The sequence below is a fragment of the Phytobacter sp. genome, assembly GCF_059074235.1.
Window position 1 is genome coordinate 1,798,790 of the sequence record NZ_JCACPZ010000004.1, and the last position, 13,979, is coordinate 1,812,768.

Here is a 13,979-nt window from a genome sequence, read left to right on the forward strand (position 1 = left end):
TGGTGTCAGTTCATGAATCTCAATGACTTCCAGCGTGCTGCCAGCATTTCGAATGCGCTGGCGCAAAAATGGTTTTCCCCAATAACGTCGGCCATGCAGGAGTTTGGCATTGACTCGCCATTACGCATGGCTGGCTTTATCGCCCAGACAGGCCATGAGAGTCAGGGTTTCTCTGTTCTTACCGAAAGCCTTTTCTATCGTGATGCTGAGCGTGTAGCCCGAATTTTCCGCACGGCTTTTGATCTCAATAATGACAAGGTGCTCCAGCCTTCCGAGATTGAGTACGCCCGTCAATACACCTGCCAGCCCGTTAAGCTCGCTAACCGCGCATACGCGAACCGGGGCGGCAATGGCTCTGAGTCTACAGCCGATGGCTGGCGCTATCGTGGACGCGGTCTCATTCAGGTCACGTTCAGGGATAACTACCGCGATTGCGGTAAAGCGCTCGGGCTTGACTTGTTATCCACACCTGACCTCTTGCTAGAACCTCTCGCCGCTGCACGTTCTGCTGCATGGTTCTGGCAGTCCCGCAACTGTAACAGCAGTGCTGACCGTGCTGATGTGGTGGGTATGACCAAAAAGATTAACCCAGCACTGGCTGGACTTGACGATCGCACCCGTCGCTTTCAGGTAGCTACGGGGGTGTTATGTCGTTGAAAGACCTCATCACCAATCCCTCCGGGCGTCTCAGCACATCGGACACCATGACATTCAGCACGTTCGTGGTTACGACGGGCGTTGTCGGCTGGTATGCCTGGAACCTGCAGCTTCCAGAGTGGATGTTTACGGCATACCTCCTGGCATGGGCAGGCCACAACGTTGCATCTAAGTTTGTGGCCATGAAGCGAGATCAGTCTGTCAGCCCGAACGGAGGTACTGCCGATGGTCAGTAAAGTCTGGACGCTTGTTAAGCCGCTGCTCCCCTGGATTATTGCTGTGGCTGTCGTTCTTAGTGTCGGTGCATGGCTTGGTAGCCTCTACACCTCCAGCCAGATGCGTGATGACGTTCAGGCAGCTAAGGATGAGACAGCGACAGTTCAACGCAAGTTTGATGCCTTCAAAACCAATGTTGCCGATGAGAAGGCTGAGCGGGAAAAACAGAATCAGCAGCAACTCAGGCAGCAGGTCGTGCTAGCTGAGCAGTATCGCAGCCAGGCTAATGAGCTGGATGAAAAGCTGCTCGCGGTAAATAAAAAACTGACCCAGACCCAGGGACTACTCCATGAAAAAATCTTCCTGCTCACGCTCAGCGATGGTGCCGGTTTTACTGGCATTGGTCCTCGCGCTCTGTGCCTGTACAACGCAAACCTCGGCTATCCAGCCGGACCTGAGTGCAATCAATATCTGTCCGCTGCCCACGGCGGAAATGCTGGATATTCCGGCGAAACCGCCAGCACCGGTGCCGGACTCTCACCTGCAGGCATCCTCCGCCACAGCAACGAATACGGCGAATGGTGTCAGGTCCTCTACAACAAACTGAACACCCTCCGCCAGTTCTATGGCAAGGAGCCGCAATGAGCCCTGATCAGATTTATCAGTTACTTCTTGGCCTTGTCACTCTGTTTGGGGGCATCTGGATTCGCCGTCTGCAGTCAGACATCCGTGACCTTGAAGAAGATGTCGATCGCATACGTGATGAGTACCAGCGCCGTGATGATGCCCAGCGCGATTACACGTTGATCTCCGACAACATCAAAGACATCAAAAACACCCTTAACCGTATTCTCGACAAACTGGACAAAAAGGCAGACAGGACATGAAGGCCAGACAGAAGCGGCGTCAGCGCCGGGTTACAGCCGTGCCGGCATCAACGATTTGGACATCGCCACAGGACCCTTTGCTGTCCATTCAGCAGACGCTGCAGCAATTGCAGGGGCAACGAAATCCGGACATACAGCCACAGCTTCAGGACATTTCTGTTGCTGTCATGCGCATCGAGAGACGCATGGACACGATGGAAACCCGGGTTGTTCGCCAGGGTGCTATCGCTGGCGCATTGTCAGGCGGTGTTGTGGCTGCGGCCATCGCGCTGATTAAAGCCAGATTCGAGGGACTCTGATGGCACATCCGGCCGAGACGAGGGAAAAACTGCGCAGGCTTTACATACAGAGCCAGCTGTCACTACAGATTGTGTCATCACAATGCGGCGTCAGCTTTGCCGCGGCCGCACGCTGGAAAAAAGATGCGCAGGATGCCGGCGACGACTGGGAGAAGCTCAGGTCAGCAAACATTCTGGCCAGTGGTGGGATGGAAGACGTCGGGCGGGCAATTCTGATGGGCTTGCTGGTGCAGTATCAGTCAACCATTGACCAGTTAAATGTGAATGCGGAGATGCCTCCAGCCCAGAGAATTGAGCTGCTGGCAAGCCTCAGCGATGCCTTTAACAAGGCGGTGTCATCCAGCAAACGCATCCTGCCAGAAACGTCCCAACTCGCGACGGCTATGGAAGTGCTGACTCTGTTATCAACCTTTATCAGCGAACACTACCCAAAGCATATGGAGGCGTTCGTCCAGGTACTTGAACCCTTTGGTAATGAGGTGCAAAGGCACTATGGCTGACAAATTGATCCGCGTTAATAGCCGGGTGAGTGTGATGGCAAGTCAGATTGCGTATGTCGAAGCGCCTGAGTTCCGCGATGAAGTACGGGTACATCTGCTCGATGGTCGCGTGGAAGAGCTTGAGTTTTCCATGCGTAACGACAGATGGCGTGCAAAAGACAGGTTTGAACAGGCTGTTAACGATGCTTTAAATGGGTTTAATGGAGATACGCCGCGATGAAATTTTTAGTTAGTCTTTTACTCGATACCGTTGTCATTCTGTCGCTTTTTTTCGGCGTTTATCTGGCCGATGAACGACTGATAAACATCGGCTACTTTGCTATCTGGTTCTTTGGCGTGTTGAACCTCATCGGCCTGCTTATTCCAGCTGCAATGGAAACAGCAGCACAGGAATACAGACATCGTACATTACTGCGCCGTGCTTACGATCTGCTTACTGATATCGCCGTGGTGATTTTTGCTGCCTGGTCAGGTTGGTTAGTACTTGCGGCAGTCTATGGTCTGATGACTGTCATGAAGGCTGAGTTTGTTGCAAAGCAGGAAAAGAAAATCCGTAACCCGGCTGCACAGGGGTAACGCTGTGGCCAGAAAAAAGAATGTCAGCCTGAATAAAAAGGAGTTTGAAGCCCAGCTCAACGAGCTGGCTTCATCACTGCGTCGGTCTATTGAGGCCGAGCAGGTAGGTTTTGATCCTTCTCAGGATGCCGTTAATGCGCGGCGTGATGCGGTGCGTGACCCGGTTTCCGGGTTCCGTTATTTCGTGCAGAACTACTTCCCTCACTACGTTCGTCACAAAGATGAGTCAGAACTGCATAAGTATCTGTTTCAGCGACTGCCTGAAATCGTCACCTCGACGGTCAGCCAGCAGGACGCCATCGCCGCACCCCGTGGTGAGGCAAAGTCCACGATAGTCACCCAGCTCTTTACGCTGTGGAATATCGTGCTGGAGCTGAAAAAATACCCGGTCATCATCATGGACAGTATCGACCAGGCTTATCCCATGCTGGAGGCCATCAAGGCAGAACTTTGCTGGAACCCCCGTCTTAAGATGGATTTTCCCGAGGCGTGTGGCGCAGGGCGTGTGTGGCAGATGGGCACGATCCTTACCGCCACCGATATCAAAGTGCAGGTCGCCGGCAGCGGTAAAAAACTGCGTGGCCTGCGTCATGGCCCGTACCGGCCTGACCTCGCCATCCTCGACGATATCGAAAACGACGAGTTGGTCCGCAACCCTGACCAGCGTGACAAGCTGGATAACTGGCTGAAGAAAACCGTGCTGCCGCTGGGCGGTGCCGGTGCCAAGTTCGACGTTATCTACATCGGGACCATCCTGCATTACGACAGTGTGCTTTCCCGCACCCTGAAAAACCCGCTATGGCGTAAAAAGCGGTTTAAAGCGCTGATTACCTGGCCGTCTGACATGACGTTATGGGAGCGCTGGGAAGAGATCCTGCGTAACAACGAGGAAGATGGCGAGCTGCTGGCCCGGGCGTTCTACGACGAGCACCGCGACGCGATGGAAGCCGGCGCGGTGGTTTCATGGACTGCTCGCCCCCTCTATGCCCTGATGTTGATCCGTGCCCGTGATGGCCACAGCACCTTTGACAGTGAGTATCAGAATGACCCCGTGAGTGGGGATGATGCGCCGTTTGCCACCTGTATCACCTTCTGGGTGAACCGCCTTAGTGAATGGAGTTTTTTCGGCAGCATTGACCCGAGTCTGGGTAAGAACGGTAACGGCCGTGACCCGTCTGCCATTCTGGTGGGCGGCTTTAACCGTATGACCGGGATACTGGATGTGGTGGAGGCGCGTATCAAAAAGCGCCTGCCGTCGGTCATTATCAGCGATGCGATTGAGATGCAGCGCCAGTACGGTTGCCTGTGCTGGTCTGTCGAAGCCGTCCAGTTTCAGGAGTTTCTGCGTACTGAGCTGGTTCGTCAGTCGGCAGAGCTGGGGGTTCCAGTTCCAGCGATGCCGGTCACGCCACATGCGGACAAGATCCTTCGTATTGAGTCACTGCAACCCTGGGTTTTCAACAGTCTGATCCGTATGCACCCCAGCCAGACAACGTTGATTGAACAGTTGCGCCACTTTCCCAAAGCCGACCATGACGATGGTCCTGATGCGCTGCACATGCTGTGGGCGCTGTGTAATTCCTTTGGCTCCCGCGATGGTTTCCGTAGTGTGCCGCGCCGTTCGGATGCCAGAAATGATGATGACGATAACAGACATTCAGGCCGGATGCGGAGTGGTTCGCAGTTCGGTGACGGAGGATGGTAATGAGCCAGATAGTTGACCAGTGGGGTCGCCCCTTTAATAAAGCCGTGACCAAAGAGCCGCAGACCACGCGGCTTGTTCAGCTTAACAGCCGGTATCCTGAACATCCTTCCCGGGGGCTGACCATTCGCCGGCTTCCCCGCATCCTGCAGGAAGCTGAGCAGGGCTATCTTTCTGCCCAGGCTGACCTGTTTGAAGACATGGTGGAGAAAGATGGCCACATCTTTTCTGAGATGGCCAAACGCAAAAATGCGCTGTTGGGTCTGGACTGGAGCATAGAACCGCGACGTAACGCGACGGCAGAAGAGAAGAACATCGCAGCCATGCTGCAGGAGTGGTTCGATACGCTCGACAATCTGGAAGACATTATCCTGCAGGCCGCTGATGCCATTGGCCATGGGTTTAGCTGTCAGGAGCTGGAATGGGAGCGTGAAGAGGATGTCTGGCTTCCGACAGAGGCGCATCTGCGCCCGCACCGCTGGTTCCAGGCACGTCCCGATCGTGGCGATGAAATTCGCTTATCTGACGGTAGCATTGATGGTGCCGAGCTCTGGCCGTTCGGCTGGATGGTGCATCGTCATGCCGCCAAAACAGGCTTCACCGGGCAGTCCGGTCTTTATCGCGTACTCGTCTGGCCCTATCTCTTTAAAAACTACGCCACGCGAGACCTGGCTGAATTTCTCGAAATTTATGGTCTGCCGGCGCGTGTTGGCACCTACATGGCCGGGGCGACAGATGCCGACAAAAATGCGCTGTTTGAGGCGCTGGTCATGCTGGGTCATAACGCTGCCGGCATCATTCCCCAGGGAACCAACATTGATTTTAAAACGGCGGCATCCGGTCAGGCCGATCCCTTTGTGGCGATGATGGACTGGTGCGAGCGAACTGTCTCGAAGGTCATTCTGGGCGCAACCCTGACCAGTCAGGCAGATGGCAAGACCTCAACCAATGCGCTCGGCAATGTCCATAACGACGTCCGACACGACATTCTGGTAGCGGATGCCCGTCAACTTGAGGGCTTCTTCCGCAACATGATTGATATGCTGCTGCGGATTAATGGCTATGACGTTTCCCGCCGTCGCCTGCCCAAACTGGTCTTTGACACCCGCGATCTTGAAGACATTGCGTCATTCTCCACTGGCGTGAAAAACCTGGTCGAGTCCGGCATGAACAGTATCCCGTCCTCCTGGGTGCATAAAAAAGTCGGCATCCCCGTTCCCCAGAAAGGCGAAGCCGTCTTACAGACTCCCGCGCCGACGCCGGCACAACCGCCTGTTGCGCTAAGCCAGCGTTTCCGCCGTATCGCCGCACTCAGCACAGCAGCCGAACTTTCAGACCCGGCGCAGGACGCGATTGATAATGGTCGCCCGGTGCCGGAAGCGATCGCCAGCGGGATGGAAAAGCTGGTCGCCCCTCTGGTGGCAGCGCTGCAGGATGGCCAGTCGCCTGACGAGGCCATGAATATTATTGCGGCCAGTTATCCCGACCTTGACGACAGTGAACTGGTGACACTGCTGGAACAAGCCATCTTTGTGGCTGATGTATGGGGGCGACTGAACGCGGATGCCTGACAGCGTTGATCTGAGTTTTGCCATCGGCCTGAAACCGGAAAAGGCCATCGAGTATTTTCAGTCAAAGGGCTATACCGTTGGCTTTAACTGGCATGACGTGGAGGCCCGGGCCCACGCCACGGCGTTTACGGTCGCGGGCGTCCTGCGTCAGGACGTTCTGCAGGACATTCGTGGCGGTCTGCAGAATGCCCTCGACAACGGACTTACCCTTGAGCAGTTCCGCCGACAGCTTACTCCGACGCTTGTTCAGAAAGGCTGGCTTGCGGACCGGGCAAAACTGGTGGCCGATGAGGACGGTGTGCTGGAGGGTAAGCAACTGACCCCACGCCGCCTGCGAACCATTTTTGAAACCAATATGCAGTCCGCCTACGGTGCCGGTCGCTATGCCGAGCAAATGGCGAACGCCGGCGATCGTCCTTACTGGACGCGCATCGCCGTCATGGATATGCGCACCCGGCCCACTCATGCGGCCCTTAATGGACTCACCGCCCGCTTTGATGATCCTGTCTGGCAATTTGCCTATCCGCCCGATGGTTGGGGGTGCCGTTGCCGCGTTCGTGCCAGAACCCAGAAAGATATCGACACCAAAGACATCACCGTCTGGTCCAGCGAAGGCAACATGGAAACCGTGCAACAGGCATGGGGACCGAAGGATACACGTGAGGTCCAGGCATTCCGCTACAACGGTCAGTTGTATGCTCCCGATGCCGGCTTTGGTCACAACCCGGGACAAGGCTGGCTGTCGGGGATGGGACAACGCCTCATGGATAAGTCGGTAGCCGCACCGCCACAGATGGCTGCACTTGCCGTACAACACACGCTTTCGGAGCCGCAGCTGCTTGACGCAATGACGGGTGATATCCGCCGTTTCGTCAATCAGTCACTTCTGCGCGAACCTTCCGGGGCGTTCCGTCACGCAGGTGCGCTTAGCCCGAAAGCCGTCGATGCGCTGGCTCTGCGAGGTGCATCACCGTCATCCGCTGTCATGACCATCACGGACGATGCTGTCATCGCGGCTCCCGGGCCCGTCTGGGAAATACTGCCGGCACAGTTGCGCCAGCCCGTTGCGGTGGTTTCTGATGGTGCTGACCTGGTCTATGTCATTCGCCAGGGTGAAACACTCCACCAGGTGCGAGCTGTGGCTGATGCAGGTGTCCCGGGATTTGCCCTGCAGTTGCCTGATGCCGGCGACGTTCTGACGGCCTCATCACTGCAGCAGCTGTCGCAGCTTCCACTTATTGAGGGTTCACTGAATGGCTTATAACATCGTCTTTGACACTACGGACTTCGAACGGTCTCTGGCTGAACTCATCAGCAAATTTGAGCATCGCGCACCGCTGATGAGGATACTGGCGAATGATATGGAAGATGCTGTCCAGGAAAACTTCGCCCAGCAGGGCCGGCCGGAATGGATGGGCTGGAGTCCGCGTTATGCAAAACGTCGTGGGCCCGGCCAGATACTGCAGCGTTCCGGGCGACTGGCATCGAGCATTGTTTCATACAGTGATAACGATACGGCGATGGCCGGGACCAATGTGATTTACGCAGCGGTCCATCAGTCGGGGGGCAAAATCAGTATTCCGGCCCGCAGTCAGCAGGCCTACTACAAACAGGGCAAGGATGGCTCAGTAGGTAATCTGTTCGTGAAGAAGAGCAAGTCCAACTACAGTGAGTGGAATACGATCCCCTCGTACACCATCAATATGCCGGCGCGGCCCTTCCTTCATCTCACTGAGTCCGATGTGGAAAGCATGGAAGAAAAAATCACGGACTTCTTCAGCCAGATTTACGGTTGATGCCATTTTTGAGAAAACGCGCTGTAACGCCGCTCACGGCGTTTTATCTCTCAGGGTGAGGCGGAGTTACCTTAACAGGGCGTTCCGCCGTTTTTAAAAGGGGTTTAAAAGCGTTTTAGGGTATTGCCCTTTGCCGTGACTGAGTGCCATCATGATCCTGTGTTCTCTTCCTTTATATACCCACTGAAGTCCTTCATCTGATTCCTGCGCTGACCTCCCCGTAATGTCAGCGTCATGAAAACACGTATCGCTTCTCTCTCTCAGGCCATCAGTACCGCAAATCGCGGGGTCATCCAGTTGCTGCCTGCTGGCACGTTCCGTGCCGGTGACGGTCGGCCAGTTGAATGCCCCGCTGGCTGGTTTATTGACGGCAACATTGCTGCCTCGCTCATTGCCGCAGCAGACGCGAAACAGACCCCCTACGTCATCGACTACGAGCACCAGACGCTGCGCAGTGCGAAGAACGGCCTGCCGGCACCGGCTTCAGGCTGGTTCGGAAAGCTGGAATGGCGCGAAGGTGAAGGCCTGTTTGCCGTCGACGTTGACTGGACTGAAGCCGCTGCGGCCGCGATTGAAGCGGGAGAGTACCGCTTTATTTCCCCTGTTTTTCTGTACGACGCTGACGGTCGGGTCACCACGCTGATAAACGCGGCCCTGACCAACACCCCCGCACTGGACGGAATGGACGAGGCAATGCTTGCCGCTGCCTCGCTCCTTGCTGCCACTTCAACTGAGGACACAACAATGGATGAACTCCTGGAACAGCTGCGCTGGTTTCTGGGGCTCCCGCTTTCGGCAACCCAGGAAGATATCCTGGCCGAACTGCAAAAGCTCATTAACAAGATTAAGGCGGCGGACAGTCAGGCTGCTGCGGGCCTTGTCTGGATTAACGGCCTGGAAACCAGTATTGCCGCGCTGACTGCGCAGGTCGCCAAACCTGACCCTGCACTCTGGGTTTCCGTAGAGGTGATGAATCAGGCCATCAGCCAGGCGCGTGCCACCGGTGATGAGCAGATTGCTCAACTGACGCTGCAGCAGTCCACCGACCTCATCGAAGCTGCACTGTCTGACGGCCGTCTGTTGCCGGCGCAAAAAGACTGGGCGAATGCGCTGGCTAAATCCAGCCCCGAAAAGCTTCGTGATCATCTGGGTAAACAACAACCAGTGGCAGCGCTGACCCATACCCAGACGGGTGGTCGCCAGCCCGCAAATATTCCTGTCCGTAGCTCTCATGAGCCTGAAGACGACCTGAACCAGGCCGTACTCAGTCTGATGGGTATTGATCCAACCACGATTAAGAAGGATGCCAGCAATGCCTGATCGCAATACACCCTGGCGTAACGGCGACATCGTCGCCGTGCCTGTGGCAGCGGCCACGATGATTTATGGGGGCCATATGGTCGCCCTCTCTGCAGCCGGTCTGGCTGTGCCTGCTTCAGCCGTGGCTGCACAGGTCACGATGGGCGTGTCTGATGAGTACGCAGATAACACGGCCGGTGCCGCAGCGGCCACATCCGTCAATGTGCGTCGAAAAAAATGCTGGAAGCTTGCGAACTTGTCCGGCGACGCCGTCACTCAGGCCGATGTGGGCAAGTCCTGTTACGTGGCCGACAGCATTACCGTTGCCAAAACCAGCAACAGCGCAGCCCGTCCCGTTGCCGGCACGGTGATTGCCGTCGATGCAGACGGCGTTTGGGTCGAAATTTAAGGAGAAAATCCGTGTTAGTGAATAAACAGAACCTGAAAACCATTTTTATCGGTCTTAAGTCGACGTTCCAGAACGCCTTCGACCAGACCCCCAACGACTGGCAGAAGATTGCCATGGTCGTTCCGTCCACCACCAAAGAAGAAAACTATGCCTGGCTGTCACGCTTCCCGAAAATGCGTGAATGGATTGGCGAGAAGGTGGTGAAAGCCCTGGAGGGGTTCAATTACTCCATTCGCAACAAAGACTGGGAAGCCACCATCGAAGTCGATCGCAACGACATCGAAGATGACACCATGCTGGGTTATGCGCAGCAGGCGCAGGGTGCAGGCCAGTCAGCTGCAGAACTGCCGGCTGACATCATCGGGCGACTGATGAGCCTCGGATTCACCACGCTGTGCTACGACGGCCAGTATTTCTTCGATACGGATCACCCTGTCGGTAAAGGTGTCGCCTCTAACAAGGGCACCAAAAAACTGTCGGTGGCTTCCCTGGCTGCAGCGCAGGCGTCCTATGGTGCAGCGCGTTCTGCCATGCGTGATTTTAAAGACGATGAAGGTGAAAACCTGCGCATTCGCCCGGGTGTACTTGTGGTGCCTCCGGCACTGGAAGACACCGCGAATTACCTCATGACGGCCGATCGTTTCCCGGACAACACGCCGAATACCTACAAAGGTACGGCTGAAGTACTGGTGTGGCCGGGGCTGGCAACGGATAGCGAATGGTATCTGTTTGACACGACGAAACCGGTTAAGCCTCTGGTCTATCAGGAGCGCAAAAAACCCGTGTTTGTGGAGCAGACAAACATGGACGCCGACGACGTCTTCACGCTCAAGAAGTACAAATTTGGTGCCGAAGCCCGCTCCAATGGCGGTTATGGCTTCTGGCAAATGGCGTATGGCTCAACTGGGGTGGATGCATAAATGCCTGAAATTACAATCACAGCGAAACGCGACGGTTTCCGTCGCTGCGGCGTAGAGCACCGCGATTATCCCGTGGTCTGGCCTGAAGGCTCATTCACGGAAGAGCAGCTCAACATCCTTAAAAACGAACCGCAGCTGGTTGTGTATCAGGGCAGCGCGGTCAGTGACGATGTCCATAGCGAGCTGCTGCGTTCCCGGACACTCATCATTGAGCTGGAAGAAACCATCGACCAGTTGCGTGGTGACCAGAGTGAACTGGAAAAAGCGAAGGCGCGTATCACTGAGCTTGAAGCATCGAATGCAGACCTTAAGCAAAAGCTCGATGCGGCCATTCAGTCCGGTAATGAACTTACCACTGAACGCGATCGTCTGCAGGCGGAGTTGCTGGAAAAGGCAGCAGCCACCGATTCTGCCCCTGAGACTGAAGGTGGCGAATCGCCATCCAAAGCGGCGAAGAAATAAGGGGCAAACGCCATGTACGCAACCCGGGAAGATATGGTTCTTCAGTTCGGTGAGACAGAGTGCATTGCTCTTACCGATCGTGAATACACGGGCGAGATAAATGACGGTGTCCTGAGCGGAGGCCTTGAACGGGCCTCCGCCACCATCGACAGCTATCTGGCGGGTCGTTATCCGTTGCCGTGGAACGATACGCCCGGGATTTTGGTTGGGAAGTGCTGCGACATCGCCCGTTACGAGATGACGGGTGCTCAGACGCAGAACACGGAGGAAATCAGGCAACGATATGAAGACGCGATTCGTTATCTGGAGCGGGTGGCTGATGGTCGTATCACACTCGGTCGCCTGCCGGATGGACAGGTGGCTCAGGGCGGCAGCATGTCCCGTTTTTCATCAAATGGCCGTGTTTTCGGGCGGGGCGAAACGGACGGGGGTGCATTTTGATTATCACGCAAATCGAATCCGCCATTATCGACAGGCTCACCCTGGGGCTCGGCAAACTGGTCCGCGAGGTACGCTCCTACAGTGGCGAACTCGATGGCGAACCTGCTGAAGTCGTCCGTCAGCTGCCTGGGATGTGGGTCACGTTCGGCGGTATTCAGGGCACAGAGCTGCTGAGTACCGCCCGAAATAAGTGGCGGGACACCGGGCGTTTCGTCGTCATCGCCGGCACGCGAAGTGTCCGCGGTGACGAAGCTGCCCGACGCGGTGGTGCGGCAAAAGATGAGGTGGGTTCATACGCACTCATTTACGCCGTTCGTCGACTGCTGGCCCGTCAGGACCTCGGTCTGCCCATTGACCATCTGATGCCGGGCAAGGTGCGACCGCTGTTTAACACCAGGTTTGAAAAAATGGCGATGTCTGTTTTCGCCTGTGAATTTGATACCCGGTTTGACAATGAAGCGCTGACGAACGGGCGATTTCCCCTCGTGCCGGCAGAACTGCCTGATAACCATCCGGACAAGATTTTTGGTGAGTATGAAGGTACCGCCAGTGAAGACGATCCTGTCTGGCTGCAGACCGACCTTAAATATTTCCTGGACGGCAAAGACCCGTTCGCAGCTGAGGACCTGATTGACCATGAAAGTTAAAGCCCGTGATGGGGTTCGCGTACCCCGGGAAGAGAACGCGCGGCGCTACATCGAGCAGGAGCCGGTGGATGTACCGCAGAGCCCTTACTACCTGCGCCGGTTAAACGACGGTGACCTGGTGGAAGTTAGCGCAACAGACGTTGCAGTCGTGACGACATCGAAAGGAACAAAATAATGTCCAGTCCTAATATCGCTTTCGACAGTATCCCGTCGAGCATCCGTAAGCCGGGACAGTATTTTGAATTTAATCTCAAGCTGGCCGTGCGTACTTTGCCTGCAAACGCTCAAAAGGTGTTAATCCTGGGTCAGATGCTGGATTCTGGCACTCAGCCACCACTGAAACCGATGAGTGTCTTCAGTGCGGATGAGGCCGCGATCTGTTTTGGTTATGGTTCGATCGCGCATCTGATGGTCACGACGGCCATTAAGACCTATGCCTATCTGGATTTAACCGTCATTGGCATCAGCGATGCTGCTGCAGGTCAAGCCGCCTCAGGCACACTGACCATCACGGGTCCCGCCAGTGCTCAGGGTGTGGTCAGTTTGTGGGTCGGTGATACGCGTGTAGACGTGGCGGTCAGCGCCGCTGATACCGCCACGGTGATTGCGGCAGCACTGAAAGCGGCCATTGATAATCAACCCGAGCTCCCGGTAAAAGCGACAGTGAGTGACGGTGTACTGACCCTGACAGCGAAAAATAAAGGTGCTGCCGGCAATGACATTCACCTGAAAGCGCAGACCACCGCCAGCGGAACCACTGCAGTGGTCGTGGCGATGACAGGTGGCGAGATTGACCCGGACATTACGCCGGCACTGGCCGCTGTGATTGCCGCTGGCCATAATGTCATTATTTGCCCTTTCTCCACGCAGTCAGCGCTGACGGCGTTACGCACACACCTGGATTTTGTCTCCGGCCCCATGGAGCAACGTGGTGCTGTTGCGGCTGCAGGCTGGCCTGGAACGCTCGCCGCAGGCACGACACTGGCATCATCCATCAACAGTGGTCGCATCACGCTGGGGTGGCATAAAGGCTCCATCAGACTGCCGGCAGAACTTGCCGCCGCGTATGGGGCTTGTATCGCCAGCGAAGAAGATCCGGCCAGACCACTCAACACCTTAACGCTTGCACTGGATGTGACCGATATCGAGAACCGTCCAGGTCGTACCGAACAGCAGAGCGCTTTATATAACGGCCTGGCACCGTTTGAAGTGGGTGCCGGTGATACGGTCCAGATTGTACGCGCCATCACGACTTACACCCGCAATGCCAGTGGTGTGGATGATGTGTCTTTGCTGGACCTTACGACCATTCGCACGCTGGATTATGTGCGTAAGGCCTGTCGCGAACGCATTGCGTTGCGGTTCCCGCGTGAAAAACTGTCCACCCGGACACCCCCCCTGGTTGAGAGCGAACTCTACGACGTTCTGCTCAAACTGGAAGAGCTGGAAATCGTTGAAGAGGTTGAGGCGAATAAAGCCGCGCTGATTGTTGAGCGCGACAGCCAGGACAGTAACCGACTCAATGCCCGCATTCCGACTGACGTTGTCAACGGTCTGCATGTCTTCGCCGGTCGCATCGACCTGTACTTATAAGGAG

At 55.9% G+C, this 13,979-nt stretch carries 20 protein-coding genes; all 20 read left to right on the forward strand.

Translation table 11 applies throughout. The features are described 5' to 3' along the window. Window positions 1-12 precede the first annotated feature (12 nt). The 20 genes from AC5JPW_RS12510 (at window position 13) to AC5JPW_RS12605 (ending at window position 13,975) form a co-directional block, all read left to right on the forward strand. The gene (locus tag AC5JPW_RS12510) at window positions 13-657 is read left to right on the forward strand and encodes a glycoside hydrolase family 19 protein (protein WP_494240657.1); all 645 of its coding nucleotides are present in this window, start codon (window positions 13-15) and stop codon (window positions 655-657) included. Continuing rightward, window positions 648-893: a DUF2644 domain-containing protein gene (locus tag AC5JPW_RS12515; protein ID WP_494240658.1), complete on the forward strand. Its 246-nt coding sequence runs from the start codon at window positions 648-650 to the stop codon at window positions 891-893. The genes AC5JPW_RS12510 and AC5JPW_RS12515 overlap by 10 nt, the downstream gene beginning before the upstream one ends. Beyond that, the gene (locus AC5JPW_RS12520) at window positions 883-1,518 is read left to right on the forward strand and encodes a hypothetical protein (RefSeq protein WP_494240660.1); all 636 of its coding nucleotides are present in this window, start codon (window positions 883-885) and stop codon (window positions 1,516-1,518) included. Before AC5JPW_RS12515 ends, AC5JPW_RS12520 begins: the two co-directional genes overlap by 11 nt. After that, the gene (locus AC5JPW_RS12525) at window positions 1,515-1,760 is read left to right on the forward strand and encodes a hypothetical protein (RefSeq protein ID WP_494240662.1); all 246 of its coding nucleotides are present in this window, start codon (window positions 1,515-1,517) and stop codon (window positions 1,758-1,760) included. The genes AC5JPW_RS12520 and AC5JPW_RS12525 overlap by 4 nt, the downstream gene beginning before the upstream one ends. Then, a complete protein-coding gene (locus tag AC5JPW_RS12530; RefSeq protein ID WP_494240664.1) occupies window positions 1,757-2,059 on the forward strand; it encodes a hypothetical protein in 303 nt (100 codons plus the stop codon). The genes AC5JPW_RS12525 and AC5JPW_RS12530 overlap by 4 nt, the downstream gene beginning before the upstream one ends. Next, the gene (locus AC5JPW_RS12535) at window positions 2,059-2,559 is read left to right on the forward strand and encodes a DUF1804 family protein (RefSeq protein ID WP_494240666.1); all 501 of its coding nucleotides are present in this window, start codon (window positions 2,059-2,061) and stop codon (window positions 2,557-2,559) included. The genes AC5JPW_RS12530 and AC5JPW_RS12535 overlap by 1 nt, the downstream gene beginning before the upstream one ends. After that, window positions 2,552-2,779 carry a hypothetical protein gene (locus tag AC5JPW_RS12540; protein ID WP_494240667.1) on the forward strand — a complete coding sequence of 76 codons (228 nt, stop codon included), beginning with the start codon at window positions 2,552-2,554 and terminating at the stop codon, window positions 2,777-2,779. Before AC5JPW_RS12535 ends, AC5JPW_RS12540 begins: the two co-directional genes overlap by 8 nt. Then, entirely contained in the window at window positions 2,776-3,135 is a 360-nt protein-coding gene (locus AC5JPW_RS12545) for a hypothetical protein (RefSeq protein WP_494240668.1), read from the forward strand. Before AC5JPW_RS12540 ends, AC5JPW_RS12545 begins: the two co-directional genes overlap by 4 nt. 4 nt (window positions 3,136-3,139) lie before the next feature. Further along, window positions 3,140-4,840: a phage terminase large subunit gene (terL, locus tag AC5JPW_RS12550; RefSeq protein WP_494240669.1), complete on the forward strand. Its 1,701-nt coding sequence runs from the start codon at window positions 3,140-3,142 to the stop codon at window positions 4,838-4,840. Continuing rightward, window positions 4,840-6,408: a DUF935 domain-containing protein gene (locus tag AC5JPW_RS12555; protein WP_494240670.1), complete on the forward strand. Its 1,569-nt coding sequence runs from the start codon at window positions 4,840-4,842 to the stop codon at window positions 6,406-6,408. The genes terL and AC5JPW_RS12555 overlap by 1 nt, the downstream gene beginning before the upstream one ends. Beyond that, window positions 6,401-7,672, forward strand: coding sequence for a phage head morphogenesis protein (locus AC5JPW_RS12560; RefSeq protein WP_494240672.1), 1,272 nt, complete (start codon window positions 6,401-6,403; stop codon window positions 7,670-7,672). Before AC5JPW_RS12555 ends, AC5JPW_RS12560 begins: the two co-directional genes overlap by 8 nt. Then, window positions 7,662-8,204: a phage virion morphogenesis protein gene (locus AC5JPW_RS12565; protein ID WP_494240673.1), complete on the forward strand. Its 543-nt coding sequence runs from the start codon at window positions 7,662-7,664 to the stop codon at window positions 8,202-8,204. Before AC5JPW_RS12560 ends, AC5JPW_RS12565 begins: the two co-directional genes overlap by 11 nt. A 234-nt stretch (window positions 8,205-8,438) precedes the next feature. Further along, the gene (locus tag AC5JPW_RS12570) at window positions 8,439-9,524 is read left to right on the forward strand and encodes a phage protease (RefSeq protein ID WP_494240675.1); all 1,086 of its coding nucleotides are present in this window, start codon (window positions 8,439-8,441) and stop codon (window positions 9,522-9,524) included. Then, on the forward strand, window positions 9,517-9,912 hold the full coding sequence (locus tag AC5JPW_RS12575) for a hypothetical protein (protein ID WP_494240676.1): 396 nt from the start codon (window positions 9,517-9,519) through the stop codon (window positions 9,910-9,912). The genes AC5JPW_RS12570 and AC5JPW_RS12575 overlap by 8 nt, the downstream gene beginning before the upstream one ends. Before the next feature lie 11 nt (window positions 9,913-9,923). Then, the gene (locus AC5JPW_RS12580; protein WP_494240678.1) at window positions 9,924-10,832 is read left to right on the forward strand and encodes a Mu-like prophage major head subunit gpT family protein; all 909 of its coding nucleotides are present in this window, start codon (window positions 9,924-9,926) and stop codon (window positions 10,830-10,832) included. Then, complete coding sequence (locus AC5JPW_RS12585; RefSeq protein WP_494240679.1) at window positions 10,833-11,294, forward strand: HI1506-related protein; 462 nt, start codon at window positions 10,833-10,835, stop codon at window positions 11,292-11,294. A 12-nt stretch (window positions 11,295-11,306) separates the two neighbouring features. Further along, window positions 11,307-11,735 carry a gp436 family protein gene (locus AC5JPW_RS12590; RefSeq protein WP_494240680.1) on the forward strand — a complete coding sequence of 143 codons (429 nt, stop codon included), beginning with the start codon at window positions 11,307-11,309 and terminating at the stop codon, window positions 11,733-11,735. Then, a complete protein-coding gene (locus tag AC5JPW_RS12595) occupies window positions 11,732-12,382 on the forward strand; it encodes a DUF1834 family protein (RefSeq protein WP_494240682.1) in 651 nt (216 codons plus the stop codon). Before AC5JPW_RS12590 ends, AC5JPW_RS12595 begins: the two co-directional genes overlap by 4 nt. After that, a complete protein-coding gene (locus AC5JPW_RS12600; RefSeq protein ID WP_494240683.1) occupies window positions 12,372-12,557 on the forward strand; it encodes a DUF2635 domain-containing protein in 186 nt (61 codons plus the stop codon). Before AC5JPW_RS12595 ends, AC5JPW_RS12600 begins: the two co-directional genes overlap by 11 nt. Next, window positions 12,557-13,975 (forward strand): phage tail sheath subtilisin-like domain-containing protein, encoded by a 1,419-nt coding sequence (locus tag AC5JPW_RS12605; protein ID WP_494240685.1) that lies wholly within the window; start codon window positions 12,557-12,559, stop codon window positions 13,973-13,975. Before AC5JPW_RS12600 ends, AC5JPW_RS12605 begins: the two co-directional genes overlap by 1 nt. Window positions 13,976-13,979 lie beyond the last annotated feature (4 nt).

What these genes read in the sequence shown, in the direction of transcription:
- AC5JPW_RS12510 (WP_494240657.1), top strand. Translation starts at nt 13, where the DNA reads ATGAATCTCAATGACTTCCAGCGTGCTGCCAGCATTTCGAATGCGCTG.
- AC5JPW_RS12515 (WP_494240658.1), top strand. Translation starts at nt 648, where the DNA reads ATGTCGTTGAAAGACCTCATCACCAATCCCTCCGGGCGTCTCAGCACA.
- AC5JPW_RS12520 (WP_494240660.1), top strand. Translation starts at nt 883, where the DNA reads ATGGTCAGTAAAGTCTGGACGCTTGTTAAGCCGCTGCTCCCCTGGATT.
- AC5JPW_RS12525 (WP_494240662.1), top strand. Translation starts at nt 1,515, where the DNA reads ATGAGCCCTGATCAGATTTATCAGTTACTTCTTGGCCTTGTCACTCTG.
- AC5JPW_RS12530 (WP_494240664.1), top strand. Translation starts at nt 1,757, where the DNA reads ATGAAGGCCAGACAGAAGCGGCGTCAGCGCCGGGTTACAGCCGTGCCG.
- AC5JPW_RS12535 (WP_494240666.1), top strand. Translation starts at nt 2,059, where the DNA reads ATGGCACATCCGGCCGAGACGAGGGAAAAACTGCGCAGGCTTTACATA.
- AC5JPW_RS12540 (WP_494240667.1), top strand. Translation starts at nt 2,552, where the DNA reads ATGGCTGACAAATTGATCCGCGTTAATAGCCGGGTGAGTGTGATGGCA.
- AC5JPW_RS12545 (WP_494240668.1), top strand. Translation starts at nt 2,776, where the DNA reads ATGAAATTTTTAGTTAGTCTTTTACTCGATACCGTTGTCATTCTGTCG.
- AC5JPW_RS12555 (WP_494240670.1), top strand. Translation starts at nt 4,840, where the DNA reads ATGAGCCAGATAGTTGACCAGTGGGGTCGCCCCTTTAATAAAGCCGTG.
- AC5JPW_RS12560 (WP_494240672.1), top strand. Translation starts at nt 6,401, where the DNA reads ATGCCTGACAGCGTTGATCTGAGTTTTGCCATCGGCCTGAAACCGGAA.
- AC5JPW_RS12565 (WP_494240673.1), top strand. Translation starts at nt 7,662, where the DNA reads ATGGCTTATAACATCGTCTTTGACACTACGGACTTCGAACGGTCTCTG.
- AC5JPW_RS12570 (WP_494240675.1), top strand. Translation starts at nt 8,439, where the DNA reads ATGAAAACACGTATCGCTTCTCTCTCTCAGGCCATCAGTACCGCAAAT.
- AC5JPW_RS12575 (WP_494240676.1), top strand. Translation starts at nt 9,517, where the DNA reads ATGCCTGATCGCAATACACCCTGGCGTAACGGCGACATCGTCGCCGTG.
- AC5JPW_RS12585 (WP_494240679.1), top strand. Translation starts at nt 10,833, where the DNA reads ATGCCTGAAATTACAATCACAGCGAAACGCGACGGTTTCCGTCGCTGC.
- AC5JPW_RS12590 (WP_494240680.1), top strand. Translation starts at nt 11,307, where the DNA reads ATGTACGCAACCCGGGAAGATATGGTTCTTCAGTTCGGTGAGACAGAG.
- AC5JPW_RS12600 (WP_494240683.1), top strand. Translation starts at nt 12,372, where the DNA reads ATGAAAGTTAAAGCCCGTGATGGGGTTCGCGTACCCCGGGAAGAGAAC.
- AC5JPW_RS12605 (WP_494240685.1), top strand. Translation starts at nt 12,557, where the DNA reads ATGTCCAGTCCTAATATCGCTTTCGACAGTATCCCGTCGAGCATCCGT.